Below are 15,922 nucleotides of genomic sequence, written 5' to 3'. Positions count from 1 at the left end.
TTTTGTGTTTATGGAAAATAGGCGATCGCTTCATTATGCAATATTAATTATTATTACTAGATAAACTACCAGGATTGATATTAATCAACGGTAAAGAACCATTACCGTTTATCACCATTGGGAATTTACCATCCCATTTTTCTATTGCTTGCTTTTGTAATAACTCCGGCGTTAAAGTTAGCCGTTGTAAGCGTTGTGCCTCAGCCTGACCTTTGGCACGGTTAACCTCAGCTTGAGCTTCTTGAGTTGCTTTCTTGGCAATAAATTCTGCTTGCTTTGCTTCTTGTTCTGCTATTTGTTTAGATTCAATCGCCCTGCTAAACTCTGGTGAAAAAGCAAAATTCACCAGAGAAACATCATCAACTATCAAACCATAAGCCTGTAACCTATCTTTTAAATTCTTATCAATTTCTGCTTTTAATTCTGTGCGTCTTGTAATAATTTCTTCAGCCGTTTTTCTAGCAGTCGCAGCTTTTAAAACTTCCGATACGGCTGGTGTAATGATACCTGTAACTATTTGTTGTTGGTCTCCAACTTGTTGGAATACCTTATTAACTTTACTAGGGTCAACGTGCCAGTTAACAGCCAATTCTGTTTTCAGTTGTTGCAAGTCTTTAGAAGCTGCATCAGCTTGAAAAGTATTTTGTTGTACACGCACACTAATTCTGCGTACGGATGTCACACCCGGCATAATAGTATGTATTCCTTCATCTAAAACCCTATCTTGGACTTTGCCAAACTGCATGACTACACCACGTTCACCAGCGTTTACAATCGTAAAAGGGCGAAATATGATAGCCAAAAATACTAACAATATCCCACCACCCAAGTAGAAACCATATCTAGAGTTACCGTTATAATTATTAGAAGTATTACGCATATTTTTATTCTCCTGATGCACTAATTGACTATCGGCATCAAGTCATCATAAATATTGCTTGACAGACGAATTTTTACAATTTTTTACAAATCATTGCTAGTTAAGGTTTTTCAAGTCGTTCTACTTATGTTTCCGAAAAAAGATTTTAACTACTAATTAAAAATATGAAGATTTATCAACCCCATACTTGGCCGCAAACTTTAGAAGCAGCCATCACTATTCAAGAAGAATTACGCAACCAAGTAATTACACAGGATCAAATACCAGCAACAATCAAATATGTTGCTGGGGTTGATATGGGCTTTGAAGCGGAAGGTACTATTAGCCGCGCAGCCGTAGCAGTGCTGAGTTTTCCTGAGTTGCAAGTCGTTGAAACACAATTAGCCTACCGTCCTACATCTTTTCCTTACATCCCTGGTTTTTTGTCATTTCGCGAAATTCCCGCTATCCTTGATGCTTTAGAAAAAATCCACACCACGCCAGATATTATTTTGTGTGACGGACAAGGAATTGCTCATCCTCGGAGATTGGGTATAGCTAGTCACCTGGGAGTGATCATCAATACACCAACAATTGGTGTAGCTAAATCATTACTAATTGGTAAGCACGAGGAATTACCAGAAGCTAAAGGTAGTTACCAACCGTTAATACATAAAGGTGAAACCATTGGTGCGGTTTTACGAACTCGTGCGGGAGTTAAACCTGTGTATGTTTCTAGTGGACATAAAATTAGTTTACCGACGGCAATTGATTATGTGTTACGTTGTACACCAAAATATCGGCTACCAGAAACTACCCGCATAGCCGATAAATTAGCATCTAATAGATAAATTTCTCAGCTTAGAGCCTATTTATAAAGTAAATATTAAGTAGGGTGTGTTACGGCTATGTAAGGATTTGCGGATTTTACCAAATGATATCTAGCCGTAACGCACCGTCTGATATCTGGTGCGTTACGCGTTGCTTGAACGCACCCTACAATTTAAGATTTACTTTATAAATCATCTCTAAGCTAATGCTTGTATTACTTGATCAATATTACGCCCATAAATTTTCTGCCCATATTGTTGCCAACTACTGTCAGAAGAATAGGGATTTCGATTTAAAGTTGCTTCCTGAACATAAGCCATCCACGGACGACGTAATTGTTCATATTTTTGGAAAGCTGCTGCTATAGCTTGTGTATTATTCCAGTTATTATCTAGGGCAATTTGGGCAATTAATATTACCACCGCTAAAGCATCTTCTAAACCCTGATTAGCACCTTGAGCCATAAATGGTGGCATTCCATGCGCCGCATCACCAACTAAAACAACACGTCCTAGATTCCAAGTGGGTTGAATGGGTGGATTTTCAGAATCAGCAATAATTGCCCGATGAATATAATAAGGACGTTGTACCATGTTTTCTGGAGGCGACAAACGGACTAATCGCTGGAGAATATCGGGAAATTGAGCTTGTTCAAATATTTGTATTGCTAAGTTAATTAAAGAACTACCAGACTGCTTTTGTAAAGCTACTAGAGGTGAAGCACAATGAATAACATAACCAAATTGATTAGTAACACGACTGCGGAATAACATCATTCTTGTGTCTTCCATTTCGCCTACGTTTTTTCTAGATACCGCATCATGACAAATAGTAGTAATCGGTGAATTCTGCAAAAATTTCGCTTCAATTTCTGCGGCTAACTCCTGATGAATATCAACAGTTTCTCGACAAAATATAGCAGCAAATCCAGAATATTCTGGCTTGGCATAATTTTCATAAAGACTATCTTTGTAAATCACCTGACGAATTGTAGAATTAATTCCGTCTGCGGCAATGACTAGCCTAGCTCGAAATGATGTATTAGTGACTGATTGTTGGTAATTATTATCTAGTTCGTCGGGTTTATTATCTTGCCAATGTGCATAGGGATTGGTTTCTATTGTTGTGTCATAAACACAATCTATCCGCACACAATGATTTTCTGGTTCATCGATGACATTAACACAACGGTGATTAGCTAGGACTATTTCTGATGGTAATTGTTGTCTGAAAGTTGTTTGTAAATCATACCATGCTAGTGAAACACGTCCCTCACCATACTCTTGCAACCAATCATCAAAACTTAGAGGAATTGAGCGTATTTCCTGCCCTTGCAAATTGCGGTAAAACCACTTACGAGCAGGTTGATTAGACTTTTCCTGTGGATTTGATGATGGGGAATTCAACGCACCAAGGGCTGTATTTTTAACAGCTTCATAAGCATGATTTGCTAAATACTTTAGAGATTTTAAGCCGTTGGGGAGCAGATCCAAAGTTTGACCGACTCGGCGAAATGCGTGGGTTTGATCTAACACCAAAATATTGTTAATTCCTCGCTGGCGTAAACCAATAGCAGTTGCTAGACCAATTGGCCCGGCCCCGACTATAACAACATCATAGATATCAGTTAACATGATTTTACTTACAAACCTAACTATTTTGATCCAAATAATAAAGTCTAAAACCTCGCTTTCTTGCTCTCTTAGTTAAAACTTCAACCCTGGCAGGTGATTTTTCTCCTCTGCTTCCCCATTACCCTACTTTTCGTGTTGTAGCTGGTATTGCCGCCATTTTTCCTGCTGACGCACTCTCTTTTCTGGGGTGAGATGATCAAAACAGTGGGGACAAGACATCCCTAATTCATATTTAGGTGAGGCTTTATCTTCTTCAGATAGAGGATGTCCACAACAAAAGCACAATTCATGATTACCTGTGGCTAAACCATGACCTACAGCAATGCGTTCGTCAAAAACAAAACATTCCCCTTCCCATAGACTGTTTTCTGGGGGTATTTCTGCTAAATATTTGAGAATACCGCCTTTGAGGTGATAAACCTCCGTAAAACCTTGGGCAAGCATAAAAGCAGAGGCTTTTTCACAACGAATTCCCCCAGTACAAAACATGGCTACTTTTTTATGTTGGTTGGGGTCAAGGTTTTGACTGACATATTCAGGAAATTCACTGAAAGAATTAGTTTGAGGATTTTGCGCCCCTTTGAAAGTTCCGATATGCACTTCGTAATCGTTGCGGGTATCAATAACAGTAACTTCTGGATCAGAGATTAAATCATTCCATTCCTGGGGTGTAACATAAATACCCACTTGTTGATTCGGGTCAACTTCCGGCAAACCCAAGGTAACGATTTCTTTTTTCAAGCGGACTTTCATCCGTTCAAAGGGTGGTGTCTGTGCCGTTGATTCTTTGTGTTCTAAATCAGCAAATCGCGCATCAGCACGCAGATGCCTGAGAACCGCGTCTATAGATGGACGCGAACCTGCGATCGTGCCGTTAATTCCTTCTTGGGCTAACAAAATTGTTCCCTTAATATCTTGTGTCAAGCAGTAGGACAATAAGGGGGCTTGCATCTCCTGAAAATCCGGCAAACTCACAAATTTATAAAAGGTGGCAACAATTTGAATATTTTTTTCGTTCATCCCTTTGGCAAAATTACAACTTTCAGGTATACTTATGCAAGTGGAATAAAATTACACGCTTTTTTATTTTACGGGGGTTTAGCTCAGTTGGTAGAGCGCCTGCTTTGCAAGCAGGATGTCAGCGGTTCGAGTCCGCTAACCTCCATTTTACTGTAATCTTACTTAGTTTTTGTCTGTAGGCAAGCAGGGAGAGAGGATAAAAGCTTGTGGATCAGTTGTTAGAGTGAACGCTGGAAGACTACAGAAAGATTGTTTGCTGGCATTTGGTAAGTACCTTTTAGGTGAAGATTTTCTTGGTTAGCCACTACCACCACATCCTCTAAATTGCGTACACCCCATTCGGGGTTTTGGGCGCGTAAAGATTCGTCAAAGGCTACATTACTGGGTGCGGTATGTTCTCCACCCTGTTTATAAGGCCCATATAAATAGAGAATACCGCCTGGTGGTAAGATGCGCCCAGCACCCGCCATTAGTCCCAAACAGGCTGACCAAGGGGAAATGTGAATCATATTAATGTTCACAATGGCAACTATGGGTGAGTCGTCACGGCTTTGGTCTGTTTCTACCGGCCAATTTGGTTGGATTGCATCCAGTTCTATAGGGTGATAGAGATGATCACAGGGGAAATGTTCTGCCCAAGCTGCAATACTAGCGCGTAATTCAGGGTTAGGGTCAGAAGGTAGCCAGCAACGGGGACTAAGACGAGGCGCAAAAAAGATAGCGTGTTCACCAGTACCACTGGCTATTTCCAAAATAGTGCCGTTGGGAGGTAATACTTGCAGCAATATTTCTAAGATGGGTTGACGGTTACGCTGTGTAGCTGGGGCGTATTTGCGTGCGTCTTGTGATGTATTCATCTGATGGTATAGTTTGCCTGGGATATTCATCTGATAATTAAGGTAACAGCGATCGCCTATCCTATTTTCATCTTGTCTTGGGAATGAAACTATGACTCAAGCTTTACACCAGCTAATGAAATTCGATGAATTCATTGCTTGGTATCCAGACAATCCACAGCAACATTACGAATTACATGATGGAGTCATCGTTGAAATGCCACCAGCTACAGGAGACCATGAAGAGATAATTGGATTTTTGGTCGCAGAAATTGTCATAGAATATAAACGTTTAAATCTACCTTACTTCATCCCCAAAACAGCATTCATTAAACCATTAGAACATGAATCAGCATACTCCCCAGATGTAGTGATATTAAATCGCCCCAATTTAGTCAGTGAACCTCTGTGGAAAAAGGCATCAACAATCAGCCAAGCGGCTTCAGTTCCCTTAGTGATTGAAGTAGTGAGTACCAACTGGCGGGATGATTATGTCAAAAAAGCTAACGATTACGAAGTAATGGGAATTCCCGAATACTGGATTATTGACTATTTAGGATTAGGGGGTAAGCGATTTATTGGTAATCCTAAACAACCAACCATTTCTATTTACACTTTAGTAGAAGGCGAGTATCAAGTGAGTCAATTTAGAAATAGCGATCGCCTTATTTCAAACATATTCCCCGACCTCAATTTAACCACATCACAAATTTTTCAAGTTAATCAATAGTCAATAGTCATGAGTTATTAGTGTTCCTTCATTGTCCCCAATCCCCAATCCCCACCCCAGTCCCCAACCTCCGGAGAACCCTTTGCCTAAATTCATCACCTCTACCCAACCTGCACTCAAATTCATCCCCTACAGTTTCAATCCGTTGGTGGTGCGAATTTTTCATGCGGTGCTACCGTTTATCTTGAGATTTCGGACTCGTCCTTGGCTACCTGCGGGAATTGTGCAAGTAGAAGCGAAAAATGCTGAAATTTTGGCAGAACTATACTCACAATTCCAATCTGGTAAAATTCGGCTGTTGATGGCTTTTCGTCATCCAGAGGTAGAAGATCCCCTATGTGTTCTCTATGTGTTGTCTCGAATTGTGCCGCAGGTCGCCCGTGAGCAAGGCATCAAGTTAAAATATCCTCTTCATAGTCATTTTATCTATGACCGAGGAATGACTATCTGGGCTGGTAATTGGTTGGGGTGGTTGTTTTCCCGCTTGGGGGGTGTGCCGGTACGTCGCGGAAGGCGGTTAGATAAGCAGGCGATTCAAATGGCACGGAATTTATTTGCGAATGCTCAATTACCCATCGCCGTTGCTCCTGAAGGTGGTAATAATGGTCACAGTGGCATTGTTAGCCCTTTAGAACCTGGGACAGCGCAAATGGGGTTTTGGTGTGTGGAGGATCTGCACAAGGCTAACCGGAATGAAACTGTGATTATTGTGCCGGTTTCAATTCAATATCAATATATTCAACCACCTTGGTCAAAATTAGATCAATTACTCAGTCAGCTAGAAGCTGATAGCGGTTTACCTGTTCAATCTGTTGGTGATCATAAAAATCAGCCAGAAATCTATCATCAACGAATTTGCCGCTTGGGTGAATATCTAATTACGGAAATGGAAGAGTTTTATCGCCGCTTTTATCATCAAGATATTCCCAAAACCAATTCCTCAGAAACTGTTGCTACTGCCCATCAAGCATTAATAGATAGGTTACATCGATTACTAGATAAGGGTTTACAAGTTGCGGAGCAGTATTTTGGTGTGCAACCACAGGGTAATTTTATTGACCGTTGTCGCCGTTTAGAAGAAGCTAGTTGGAACTTGATTTATCGAGATGACTTAGGAGATATCAATACATTACCACCTCTGCACAGAGGGCTTGCTGACTGGGTAGCCCAAGAAGCCGATTTAAGGGTACAGCATATGCGGTTAGTAGAAAGTTTTGTGGCGGTGCAAGCTAATTATCTCCAGGAACAACCCACGGCTGATAGATTAGCGGAAACAGCTTTACTAATGTTTGATATGTTATCGCGAATTCGCTCATCTACATTACCAGGGCGATCGCGTCTAGGTTTCCGCAAAGCCATCATTAAGGTAGGTGAACCAATTTCTGTCACCCAATGCTGGGAAAAAGTACAAGGCGATCGTCCAGCAGTTAAACGTGCTGTTAACGAACTAACGGAAGATATACAAACAGCGTTAGAAACATTAATTCAGGACGAAATAATTAAAAGTTGACCGCAAAAATATCAAGCAAGCTGTTGATGATAGTTAGCAAATATTGATAAATGTTGAATAACAATATAAATCGCTGCTTCTATTCCTGGTTTTGGACATCTGCGTCATCATGTAATGGCAATTATGCAGGATAATTTTCAATTCTTTTGATAAGTAAATGCAACCTATTTTCAACTTATAATTAAATCTGAAATTTTTCGGGTGTAAATCACAACACATGATTAAGATTGAATTTTTCTAAAATCCCTTCCTATTTCCTATTACCTGTTCCCTTTTGACTACTTAAACAATTATGTTCAGTATATAAATATTATCCCTATACTAAAATTGTTTACTCCTCTAAAAATACAATTCTCAAGCCGAGAGATATAAATTTTTAACTAATGCTATTATGCAATAACCCGCTTAAATAATTGCTATAAACTATGAAAATAGCTACAGAATCCACGCTCAAAACACTAGGGAACTATGCTTATCAGGCGATTCAAAAACACTTTAATAAAATCTTGAAGTGGGAAAAACCTGTTAAGAAAGATGAAGACCCAGAAGCACTACATCAAATGCGTGTAGGTATGCGACGTTTACGTACAGCCGTTAGTCGGTTTGAGATAGTATTAGACCTACCCCAATCTGCTAATAGTAAGAACATCGGTAAAATTGCGCGTCGTCTTGGTAATCTTCGCGACTTAGACGTTTTAAAACAAAATTTAGAAACTCTCTATCAACCAAACCTACCTGCTAAAGAGCAGAAATCTCTACAAACAGCTTTTCATGATTTAAATAAACAGCGTGAAGAAGCCGTAAACAAAACTATAGCAACACTAAAAAATGATTCTTATCAATCATTGAAGCAAACCTTACAAACTTGGTTAGAAAAACCAGATTATAAACCACTAGCATCATTACCAATTCAGCAGGTATTACCAGATTTACTATTACCTGAATTGAGTCAATTTTTACTGCATCCAGGTTTCTTAGCAGGCACTGAAATTTTAGATAATGAACTCAAGATTCATCGTGAATGGTCTATTAAAACTGTAGAGAAATACTTAACAAATCAAGGTGAAACCATACACGATTTACGAAAACAAGCCAAGCGTCTGCGCTACCAAATGGAATTATTTACTGAATTATATGGAGAGTCCTACGCGGCGTATATTGCAGATGTCAAAAATATTCAAGACATATTGGGCAATATTCAAGATAGCGTAGTAATGGGTGAATGGTTGACGGATATATTTAAATCTGAAGTTAACACCAAATTACCAAAACTCACTAGCTTGTTAGCCTCTAACCGTTACCAGTGGTGGCAAGAATGGCAACCATTACAGGAAAGATATCTGCAAGTAGAAAATAGACATAACTTTCATCTCACAATTTTGCATCCTATCGGCAATGAGGTCATAGAGACGAGAGATTAATCTACTCACAATTCAAACTTTCTTTTATCTTTTGCCGTTTACCTTTTGCCGTTTACCTTTTCATATCAGCTACTTATGAGAAAAACTCACAATCAAACATGAAAAAAGGACTCTTGACTTTTGACTAAAATTCTTACTCAGCACGGGCTAAACGCCCCGCTACCGCTAACAGCACTCAGCACTGTCACCTAACGAACAGACAAAGTGATGGGAGCTTCCAAAGATAAAACATAAACACTACTTTGGGGAATCTGCACCACACGGATATTTTCTGGAGAACGCAAACCAGAAATCAAACCGTATGCACTACCTAACATTGCACCTCTGTCAAACTGGTCAGGATCACCATTGCTGCTAAATCCCATGATGCTACCACCAATCCGTCCCCAAATTGAACCACTTTCTACAGCTTTGTCATTGGCGCGCTTTTGAGTAATGGTTGTACCTGGAATAACTTGACTAGATGCTTTAATAGTAACGATGCGGCCGTTAATAACTATAGATTGAGCAATAATTTTTGCGCCGCCATCACTGGGTTTGAGAACTATGGTAACAGGAGTATTTTCTGGCGCGACGATATTACCTTGAGCATCTTTAATAGCACTAGCTAAAGGAACAGTCAGGGGATAATCCTTTTTTTGTCCAACATCGACTGTTACGGCTGCGGGGAATGAAACGACGAGTGCTGTATCTTGGGGAATACTAGTTTCTGAGTTGACTACTGGGGGTTGAGATGCTGCGGTGGGAACTGGTTGAGCTGTCGCTGGTAGAGTTAAAGAACCTAACAGGGATAAAGAACAAGCGATACTTAACAAAGTTTGGGATTTCATGGCTGTATTTTCCTTTGATTTCAGTGTTTTTGGGTGTTTAACCCCCTCACTTCATGAATAGGTTGGTTATTTGAGATTTATGCAGTCTCTTACTGAAAAAATCACCATTGATGAATCAATTCAAAATTAAAAATGTAGAGACGTAGTATTGCTACGTCTCTACAAGGCTTTCTTTAATATAAATTCATCTTAATTTAGGTAATCGTTCTATCTGGTTACGGATGTATTCAAGGCTACCGTTAAAGAAGATTTACCACTGGAATTGATGCCGAAATTCTAGGGTTTCACTTCTAACTCTCAAGGAGTCTGTCAGTATGAAGAGTGTCTTGAATAGTCCAGTAGTTCCTTCAAAACTGATTTTGAGTGTTGTTTTTGTAGGTAGTAGCATCTTTTCCACAACAGATTTTGCTCGTGCTGAAATTCCTACTTCCAATACTGGGATTCAAATCGCGCAGTCAGACAGATATACCAGACAAATTGGTGTTCAACTAGTCCGAGCCGCAAAAGCGGCTGGTCAGGGAGGACTACGTCTCACACATGATCCCTTTGTTGGGGATCTTGGTGGTAATGGAGAAGATGATATCACTGTGAATTTGAGACAGGGAGTTAGTTATGCGATCGTAGGCGTTTGTGATGAAGATTGTAATGATATTGACTTAAAACTTTATGATGACAATGGTAATCTCATCGCTTCTGATACTGAAACAGACGACAATCCTGTGGTTACAGTCAGCCCCCGTTGGAACGCCCGGTTTAAAATTAGGGTTGTAATGCCTAAATGTTCAAATGCACCTTGTCGTTATGGTATTGGAGTTTTTGGCAAGTAGATTACTTTGTGTCTCAGTTTGCAAAGCTAAGACAAACAATTTTAAATTCCTTTCTATGGGAGAGCAAGCCCTACTCTAGTTGGAAAGTGCTGGTTGCTGAGTATTGAATAATTTATTTTCTAGTAGTCCCCTAGCGTTGATTTCGCAATAGCCAATGCCATCCTGAACCTTGACGAGTTAACCAACGGTCTTCAACATTAGGGTGATGATCATCTAAATAAGGATCGTAGACTGGATAATCAGAATAGTTTGAGTCATCCTGCACACGAACTCTGACATTACGACAGTTACCTTCTATTTCTATGGTGACAGTATCATTGCGTTCTAAAGGAGAGTTTAAGAGACTGTCTCTAATCACGCGGCGTTGGCTATCTGAGTGTTGTCTAAATTTGGGAACACAACGCACTCTGACTACAGAATTATCCTGGGGATGATCTAATAAATAGGGTAAGATTTGTGAATTGCGAATTGAGCGAGAAGGCGTTTCAGCACTAGCTAAAGGCGCAACACTCAACAATAAAGTTGTGGAGAGAAGAATCATTCTCCACCCGAATCTGGTATTCATAGTTTTTCCTTAAATAAGCAGAACAGAGTAAATAACTCAAGGTTTGTAGTAAGGACTTTAGTCCTTTTTGGAGGACTAAAGTCCTTACTACGAACTCCATCCTAGTATTTTTGCATTACTTAACTTAGATGGGCTTTTTCAAGTCACTTTACTTACAGCAATTGCCAGGGTTATTACCCCGGCGGTTGAACAATTCAGAACTAAAAATTGTACATTAAATTCCAATTATTTATTTTCAAGTAGTTGGTTTACTTGTTGTCCACGACGACCAACTTTAATTTCGTAGCGGCGAGTTAAATTATCTTGATAGTTCATATCTCTAGCTGCGGCGGAATTGACGAACGCATCGCAATTTTTGCCTTGAACTACTGTGGAGGAACTGCTGCTACGTTCTTCTGTGCTGTTGCTGCGGGTGTCTTTTGATTCGCTACTATTTTGGCTACCTTGGCTGCTACCATTACCGTTAACACCTATACCGAAGATACTAACACCACCACCACCGCCATCATTATGGTTGCGAGCAGAACTAGAACGAGTGCTAGTAGAGGTAGCTAAGGCTATTTTGGTGGTGCTGCTGCTGGTGTTGCTACCTAAACCGACATCACTACATAAAGCACGAGGGTCTTTTGCTAAGGTGTTGGGGTCAACCCATGACTGATGGTCGCCTAAACCTTGAATTTCACTATTACCTACGGGGTTATTACTAGGTGCGGGCGTATTGGGTGTAACATTACCAACGGCACTGGGAACACTACCTGGCTTGAAAACACCGGATGGTTGAATATTAAATGGCCCTGCAAAAGCGGGAAGTGTGCTAGTTAACAGTGCAGTGGCGGTGAGTAGAGAACCCGTTAAGTGGCGTAATTTCATAATGTTTACCTCAAGTTTCAGTGTTGATGTGTGCTTTGGGTTTCAACCCCTTCACTTCATCAATAGGTTGAGCTTTGTAAGTTTATGCAACTCCCTGTCACTGTTCTTGGGAAACTCTCTAGATGTGTGCTAATTAGCACTTAAGCTTGGTGAAAGTAGAGATGAAGAACTGAGTAAAGGATTCTAAAATCCAAAATGCCATAATTATCCCACTACTGAGAGTTAAGCGTTATTTACATTAATTAATTAGTAGTTTGTTATACATTCGCCATAAATGGGTTTAATAATGGAGCTATTAATTTTTTGTTGTCACTGACGCTATGCAGTATCCACTGGAACTTACGTTTAAGCTTTGGGCTTTTGCACCACAAATATCTGTTGTTGATTCCCAAGGGAATTTGGCTTTCTATGTCAAGCAGAAACTCTTTAAACTCAAGGAAGCTATTACGATTTTTGCGGATGCGGAGCAGACACGCCCTCTGTACTATATCAAGGCCGATCGCATTATTGATTTCTCTGCTCGTTATGATTTCACTGACAGTGATGGCACTTATGTGGGTGGAGTCAAACGCCGTGGTTTAAAATCCATATGGAAAGCCCGTTATGACATTTTTGACGGTGAGGAGAGTAATTTAAATATCCAAGAACAAAACCCTTGGGTAAAGGTAGCGGATGCACTGTTTGCGGAAATTCCGGTTTTAGGTTTATTTACAGGTTACGTGTTCAACCCTGTATATATAGTCAGTCGGGCTGATGGTACACAGGTGATGCGCTTAGAAAAAATCCCCACGTTCCTTTCTCGGAAGTTTATCATTAAGACCATTGATCAGATGAGCGATCGCGAAGAACAGCAAATTCTCTTAAGTTTAGTGATGATGCTGTTATTAGAAAAAAATCGTGGTTAATAGAATCCAGCTAATAGTTAAAGGTCAAAAGATAGCAAAACACTAGCTTTTGACTTTTAACTGAATTTTTTAAACCTGGTTATCTAACCAATTAATTTCTGCCAAGTCATTGGCCCAACGATAGCATCAGCCAATAAACCATACTGTCTTTGAAATTTCTTAACAGCTGCTTCTGTTTGTGGGCCAAAAATGCCGTCAATCTCAACACCTATACGGTGTTGTAAATATCTGACTACAGGGCCTCCAGCATGATTAGGTCTAAGAATACGTTTGGCGAGAATTTGATTGATAACGTTCCAGGTAGTTTCTCCCACAATTCCTGTTTGTTCTATACCCACAATCCCCTGAAATCTTTCGATCGCGAATTTAGTTTCAGGATTGAGTTGATTATTTTCTACTAGTGCTTTACCATTTTTATCAGTAACTTTAAGCCTATTTAAAGACCTTTGTAGCCTCATTACACTAGTATCTATATTTTGTTCTTCATCTGGAACAGCATTTACAGCTACAGTAGGTAATTTACCGGTCAAGCCTTTAACAATAGCATTAGCTGTTGCTTCAGAGTTAAATAGATTCATATCTTTTTGAGAATCTATAAAGCAACATTCCACCAAAATTGCAGGCATATTAGTATTTCGCAAAACAAATAGGTGAGAACCGTTTTTTACCCCGCGATTAAAATATCCTAATTTAACAATTTCATCTAATACAGGTTGAGCAATTCTTCTGCCTGAGTCGCTAGTTGCAAATACTTCTACACCATTGGCCTGTCCATTAAAGGCATTGAAATGGATAGAAACAAAAACTTCGACTCTAGAAGCATTAGCTCTATTGCATCTTTGTGATAGAGAATCTCTAACTGAAGCTGCCCTATCCGGCTTACATAACACTACTTCATGACCTAAAGCCTGTAACTTAGAGGCCACTTTGGTACCAACATCTATAGTTAAATTATCTTCAAATCTGATACCTCTAGCTCCTGTATCTGGTGGGCAATTGTGACCCATATCTATACCATATTTCATGAGTTCATCCTCACATAATTTTCCAATACACTGATTGCTGTTTATTTTTGATTTTGATGTTATATCCTGTTCGATAAAATCCATCACCTCTACTGGGATGGAGTATTTTCACTGCTGGGGGTGAATATTACAAGATATTGCTGAAAGAGTTCCGTTGAACAAGTTCGTATTTTAACAAAAAAAAATTAGTCAATAGTCAATGGTCAATAGTCAATAGTCATTAGTCATTAGTCATTAGTCATTAGTCATTAGTTTTTCTTCCCTGTCCCTGTCCCAATCCCCAATACCCAGTCCCCAGTCCCCAGTCCCCAATCCCCCAGTCCCCAGTCCCCAATCCCCAGTCCCCTCATTTCCTCTGGGTGGTAAATACGCACCACATAACAAACACTGTCAAACTCAGATAAATAGACACAGTTAACCACTCTTGCCAGCTACCAGATAGATTATTCATCAGTCAAAATGCGGTAAATCACTAAAATACTTCTCTATTCTCTAATCTACGGGCTTATACTATCGGTAGATTCCTGGATTGATTTTCTCAAAAAATTTTGCCATTTTTCCGGAAATGACTAAAATGCAGTGGTATTACCTATTAGTACAGCTAAGTACAACGATTTATACAGAAACTTTATATTGAACCCCTGGGGAATATACCCCCTTTACAATTGTCAAAAGCCTGGTGTTTAACGCCGGGCTTTTGATTTTGATACCCAGTTGGCGATACATATCAGCATTTCAGCCTAAATATGTTCCTATGGTGGCAAACCGCATCATCTCAATTTTGAGTAGATTAACAATAGGTACTCTTTGGGGACATTATGACTTTTGTAACAGATCAGGATTTGGTGTTGGTTGTGGGTGCAACTGGTGGAGTTGGACAGATGGTAGTAGGAAAACTGCTACATAAAGGTGTGAGGGTGCGTATTCTGACGAGAAACACCCAAAAAGCTACAAATATGTTTAATGACAAGGTGGAAATTGTGGTTGGAGATATCCGCAACCCCAGCACACTTACCGCCGCAGTAGAGAATGTCACTCATATCATTTGTTGTACTGGAACTACGGCTTTTCCTTCTGAAAGATGGGAGTTTCACCCCCAACCTAATTTAATTGACTGGGTGAAAATTTTGCTAGATGCTGACTACAGAGAAACTGCGGCGAAAAATACACCCACAAAAGTCGATGCTGAAGGTGTGAGTAATTTAGTTAATGTTGCGCCAAGCAATCTGAAAAGGTTTGTTTTTGTCTCATCTGTGGGGATTCTTCGCAAAAATCAAGTACCTTTTAGCATTCTCAATGGCTTTGGTGTGCTGGATGCTAAACAAAAGGGTGAGCAAGCAATTATCAATTCAGGATTACCTTATACAATTATTCGTCCTGGACGTTTGATTGATGGCCCTTATACTTCCTATGACCTCAATACTTTGCTAAAGGCTACTACAGGCGGTAAGTTAGATGTGGTCATCGATAAGGGTGATACTCTAGTCGGTGATGCCAGTAGAATTGATGTAGCGGCTGCTTGTGTGGAATCTATTTTTTATCCCTCCACTACCAATCAAGTTTTTGAACTAGTTAATAAGGGAACAAGGCCGCCTGTAATTGATTGGGAAAAGCTTTTTTCAGGTGTTGCGTAAATGCAAAATGATTTATTGATTTAGGACATCTTTTTTGTGCTGTGGTGCAGCAGCTACCGCAGCAACTTCTGCTATTAGCTCCTGAGAAACACCCATCTCCTTCAAGGTTTCCATCAAATCCTCTGCAACCGCATCAAAATGTTCGCTGCTTAAACCTTGCTTTTCGACCAAATCTTGGTGAGCTTTCCGCATATAGCGACCGTTATATTCATCAGTTCCACCAAAGGCATAAGTCAGAAAAGCTTTCTGATGTGCGCGTTGCGTTACCATATCCACATCAGCAAAAAAGTGCTTGATGCGGTCATCCTGCAAAACTCGCTCATAGAATTTGTCAACTGCTAAGTCAACAGCAGCAGCACCGCCAAGTTTTTCAAATAAAGTTGCCATAATTACAGTTCCAATATGTTTGTTAGTAGATAGTGATG

Annotated in this window: 16 protein-coding genes and 1 tRNA gene; 8 read left to right on the top strand and 9 right to left on the bottom strand. The window is 39.9% G+C overall.

What is annotated here, in order from left to right; genetic code table 11:
• Positions 1-43 precede the first annotated feature (43 nt).
• Complete coding sequence (locus ACQFX9_RS13250; RefSeq protein WP_427162429.1) at positions 44-880, bottom strand: prohibitin family protein; 837 nt, start codon at positions 878-880, stop codon at positions 44-46.
• Between the two features lie 164 nt (positions 881-1,044).
• Here ACQFX9_RS13250 and nfi point away from each other — a divergent pair, with 164 nt between their 5' ends.
• Positions 1,045-1,710 carry a deoxyribonuclease V gene (gene nfi, locus ACQFX9_RS13245; RefSeq protein ID WP_427162428.1) on the top strand — a complete coding sequence of 222 codons (666 nt, stop codon included), beginning with the start codon at positions 1,045-1,047 and terminating at the stop codon, positions 1,708-1,710.
• A gap of 177 nt (positions 1,711-1,887) precedes the next feature.
• On the opposite strand, the gene ACQFX9_RS13240 is transcribed toward nfi, so the two are convergent.
• Both ACQFX9_RS13240 and ACQFX9_RS13235 read right to left on the bottom strand, forming a co-directional pair.
• Positions 1,888-3,324, bottom strand: a complete 1,437-nt coding sequence (locus ACQFX9_RS13240; protein ID WP_427162427.1) for an FAD-dependent oxidoreductase — start codon at positions 3,322-3,324, stop codon at positions 1,888-1,890.
• A gap of 123 nt (positions 3,325-3,447) precedes the next feature.
• The gene (locus ACQFX9_RS13235; RefSeq protein WP_427162426.1) at positions 3,448-4,344 is read right to left on the bottom strand and encodes a rhodanese-related sulfurtransferase; all 897 of its coding nucleotides are present in this window, start codon (positions 4,342-4,344) and stop codon (positions 3,448-3,450) included.
• Positions 4,345-4,416: 72 nt separating this feature from the next.
• Here ACQFX9_RS13235 and ACQFX9_RS13230 point away from each other — a divergent pair.
• Positions 4,417-4,489, top strand: a tRNA-Ala gene (locus ACQFX9_RS13230).
• A gap of 73 nt (positions 4,490-4,562) precedes the next feature.
• On the opposite strand, the gene ACQFX9_RS13225 is transcribed toward ACQFX9_RS13230, so the two are convergent.
• Positions 4,563-5,201, bottom strand: coding sequence for a class I SAM-dependent methyltransferase (locus tag ACQFX9_RS13225; RefSeq protein WP_427162425.1), 639 nt, complete (start codon positions 5,199-5,201; stop codon positions 4,563-4,565).
• Positions 5,202-5,292: 91 nt separating this feature from the next.
• On the opposite strand from ACQFX9_RS13225, the gene ACQFX9_RS13220 reads away from it, so the two are divergent.
• The 3 genes from ACQFX9_RS13220 (at position 5,293) to ACQFX9_RS13210 (ending at position 8,841) form a co-directional block, all read left to right on the top strand.
• Positions 5,293-5,910 (top strand): Uma2 family endonuclease, encoded by a 618-nt coding sequence (locus tag ACQFX9_RS13220; protein WP_427162424.1) that lies wholly within the window; start codon positions 5,293-5,295, stop codon positions 5,908-5,910.
• An 82-nt stretch (positions 5,911-5,992) separates the two neighbouring features.
• Positions 5,993-7,420 (top strand): 1-acyl-sn-glycerol-3-phosphate acyltransferase, encoded by a 1,428-nt coding sequence (locus ACQFX9_RS13215; RefSeq protein WP_427162423.1) that lies wholly within the window; start codon positions 5,993-5,995, stop codon positions 7,418-7,420.
• 425 nt (positions 7,421-7,845) lie between these two features.
• On the top strand, positions 7,846-8,841 hold the full coding sequence (locus ACQFX9_RS13210) for a CHAD domain-containing protein (protein WP_427162422.1): 996 nt from the start codon (positions 7,846-7,848) through the stop codon (positions 8,839-8,841).
• Between the two features lie 188 nt (positions 8,842-9,029).
• On the opposite strand, the gene ACQFX9_RS13205 is transcribed toward ACQFX9_RS13210, so the two are convergent.
• Positions 9,030-9,671: a hypothetical protein gene (locus ACQFX9_RS13205; protein ID WP_427162421.1), complete on the bottom strand. Its 642-nt coding sequence runs from the start codon at positions 9,669-9,671 to the stop codon at positions 9,030-9,032.
• 314 nt (positions 9,672-9,985) lie between these two features.
• On the opposite strand from ACQFX9_RS13205, the gene ACQFX9_RS13200 reads away from it, so the two are divergent.
• Complete coding sequence (locus tag ACQFX9_RS13200) at positions 9,986-10,498, top strand: hypothetical protein (RefSeq protein WP_427162420.1); 513 nt, start codon at positions 9,986-9,988, stop codon at positions 10,496-10,498.
• 130 nt (positions 10,499-10,628) lie between these two features.
• On the opposite strand, the gene ACQFX9_RS13195 is transcribed toward ACQFX9_RS13200, so the two are convergent.
• Entirely contained in the window at positions 10,629-11,063 is a 435-nt protein-coding gene (locus ACQFX9_RS13195; RefSeq protein WP_427162419.1) for a hypothetical protein, read from the bottom strand.
• A 225-nt stretch (positions 11,064-11,288) separates the two neighbouring features.
• The gene (locus ACQFX9_RS13190) at positions 11,289-11,933 is read right to left on the bottom strand and encodes a hypothetical protein (RefSeq protein WP_427162418.1); all 645 of its coding nucleotides are present in this window, start codon (positions 11,931-11,933) and stop codon (positions 11,289-11,291) included.
• Positions 11,934-12,253: 320 nt separating this feature from the next.
• On the opposite strand from ACQFX9_RS13190, the gene ACQFX9_RS13185 reads away from it, so the two are divergent.
• Positions 12,254-12,838 (top strand): hypothetical protein, encoded by a 585-nt coding sequence (locus ACQFX9_RS13185; protein WP_427162417.1) that lies wholly within the window; start codon positions 12,254-12,256, stop codon positions 12,836-12,838.
• Between the two features lie 83 nt (positions 12,839-12,921).
• Here the strand turns inward: ACQFX9_RS13185 and ACQFX9_RS13180 are convergent, their stop codons facing one another.
• Positions 12,922-13,863, bottom strand: a complete 942-nt coding sequence (locus ACQFX9_RS13180) for an N-acetylmuramoyl-L-alanine amidase (protein ID WP_427162416.1) — start codon at positions 13,861-13,863, stop codon at positions 12,922-12,924.
• 818 nt (positions 13,864-14,681) lie between these two features.
• Here ACQFX9_RS13180 and ACQFX9_RS13175 point away from each other — a divergent pair.
• On the top strand, positions 14,682-15,497 hold the full coding sequence (locus tag ACQFX9_RS13175) for an SDR family oxidoreductase (RefSeq protein WP_427162415.1): 816 nt from the start codon (positions 14,682-14,684) through the stop codon (positions 15,495-15,497).
• Positions 15,498-15,509: 12 nt separating this feature from the next.
• Here ACQFX9_RS13175 and ACQFX9_RS13170 read toward each other — a convergent pair whose 3' ends face one another.
• Positions 15,510-15,884 (bottom strand): group I truncated hemoglobin, encoded by a 375-nt coding sequence (locus ACQFX9_RS13170; protein WP_427162414.1) that lies wholly within the window; start codon positions 15,882-15,884, stop codon positions 15,510-15,512.
• Positions 15,885-15,922 lie beyond the last annotated feature (38 nt).

Origin of the sequence: Aliinostoc sp. HNIBRCY26 (assembly GCF_050235535.1) — a bacterium.
In the GTDB taxonomy this organism is placed as follows: domain Bacteria; phylum Cyanobacteriota; class Cyanobacteriia; order Cyanobacteriales; family Nostocaceae; genus Trichormus.
Note: the sequence above shows the minus strand (reverse complement) of the source record. Positions and strands in the feature narration are given on the sequence as shown.

Coding starts and splice junctions, on each gene's coding strand:
- ACQFX9_RS13250 (WP_427162429.1), bottom strand. CDS start 880: ATGCGTAATACTTCTAATAATTATAACGGTAACTCTAGATATGGTTTC.
- nfi (WP_427162428.1), top strand. CDS start 1,045: ATGAAGATTTATCAACCCCATACTTGGCCGCAAACTTTAGAAGCAGCC.
- ACQFX9_RS13240 (WP_427162427.1), bottom strand. CDS start 3,324: ATGTTAACTGATATCTATGATGTTGTTATAGTCGGGGCCGGGCCAATT.
- ACQFX9_RS13235 (WP_427162426.1), bottom strand. CDS start 4,344: ATGAACGAAAAAAATATTCAAATTGTTGCCACCTTTTATAAATTTGTG.
- ACQFX9_RS13225 (WP_427162425.1), bottom strand. CDS start 5,201: ATGAATACATCACAAGACGCACGCAAATACGCCCCAGCTACACAGCGT.
- ACQFX9_RS13220 (WP_427162424.1), top strand. CDS start 5,293: ATGACTCAAGCTTTACACCAGCTAATGAAATTCGATGAATTCATTGCT.
- ACQFX9_RS13210 (WP_427162422.1), top strand. CDS start 7,846: ATGAAAATAGCTACAGAATCCACGCTCAAAACACTAGGGAACTATGCT.
- ACQFX9_RS13205 (WP_427162421.1), bottom strand. CDS start 9,671: ATGAAATCCCAAACTTTGTTAAGTATCGCTTGTTCTTTATCCCTGTTA.
- ACQFX9_RS13200 (WP_427162420.1), top strand. CDS start 9,986: ATGAAGAGTGTCTTGAATAGTCCAGTAGTTCCTTCAAAACTGATTTTG.
- ACQFX9_RS13195 (WP_427162419.1), bottom strand. CDS start 11,063: ATGAATACCAGATTCGGGTGGAGAATGATTCTTCTCTCCACAACTTTA.
- ACQFX9_RS13190 (WP_427162418.1), bottom strand. CDS start 11,933: ATGAAATTACGCCACTTAACGGGTTCTCTACTCACCGCCACTGCACTG.
- ACQFX9_RS13185 (WP_427162417.1), top strand. CDS start 12,254: ATGCAGTATCCACTGGAACTTACGTTTAAGCTTTGGGCTTTTGCACCA.
- ACQFX9_RS13180 (WP_427162416.1), bottom strand. CDS start 13,863: ATGAAATATGGTATAGATATGGGTCACAATTGCCCACCAGATACAGGA.
- ACQFX9_RS13175 (WP_427162415.1), top strand. CDS start 14,682: ATGACTTTTGTAACAGATCAGGATTTGGTGTTGGTTGTGGGTGCAACT.
- ACQFX9_RS13170 (WP_427162414.1), bottom strand. CDS start 15,884: ATGGCAACTTTATTTGAAAAACTTGGCGGTGCTGCTGCTGTTGACTTA.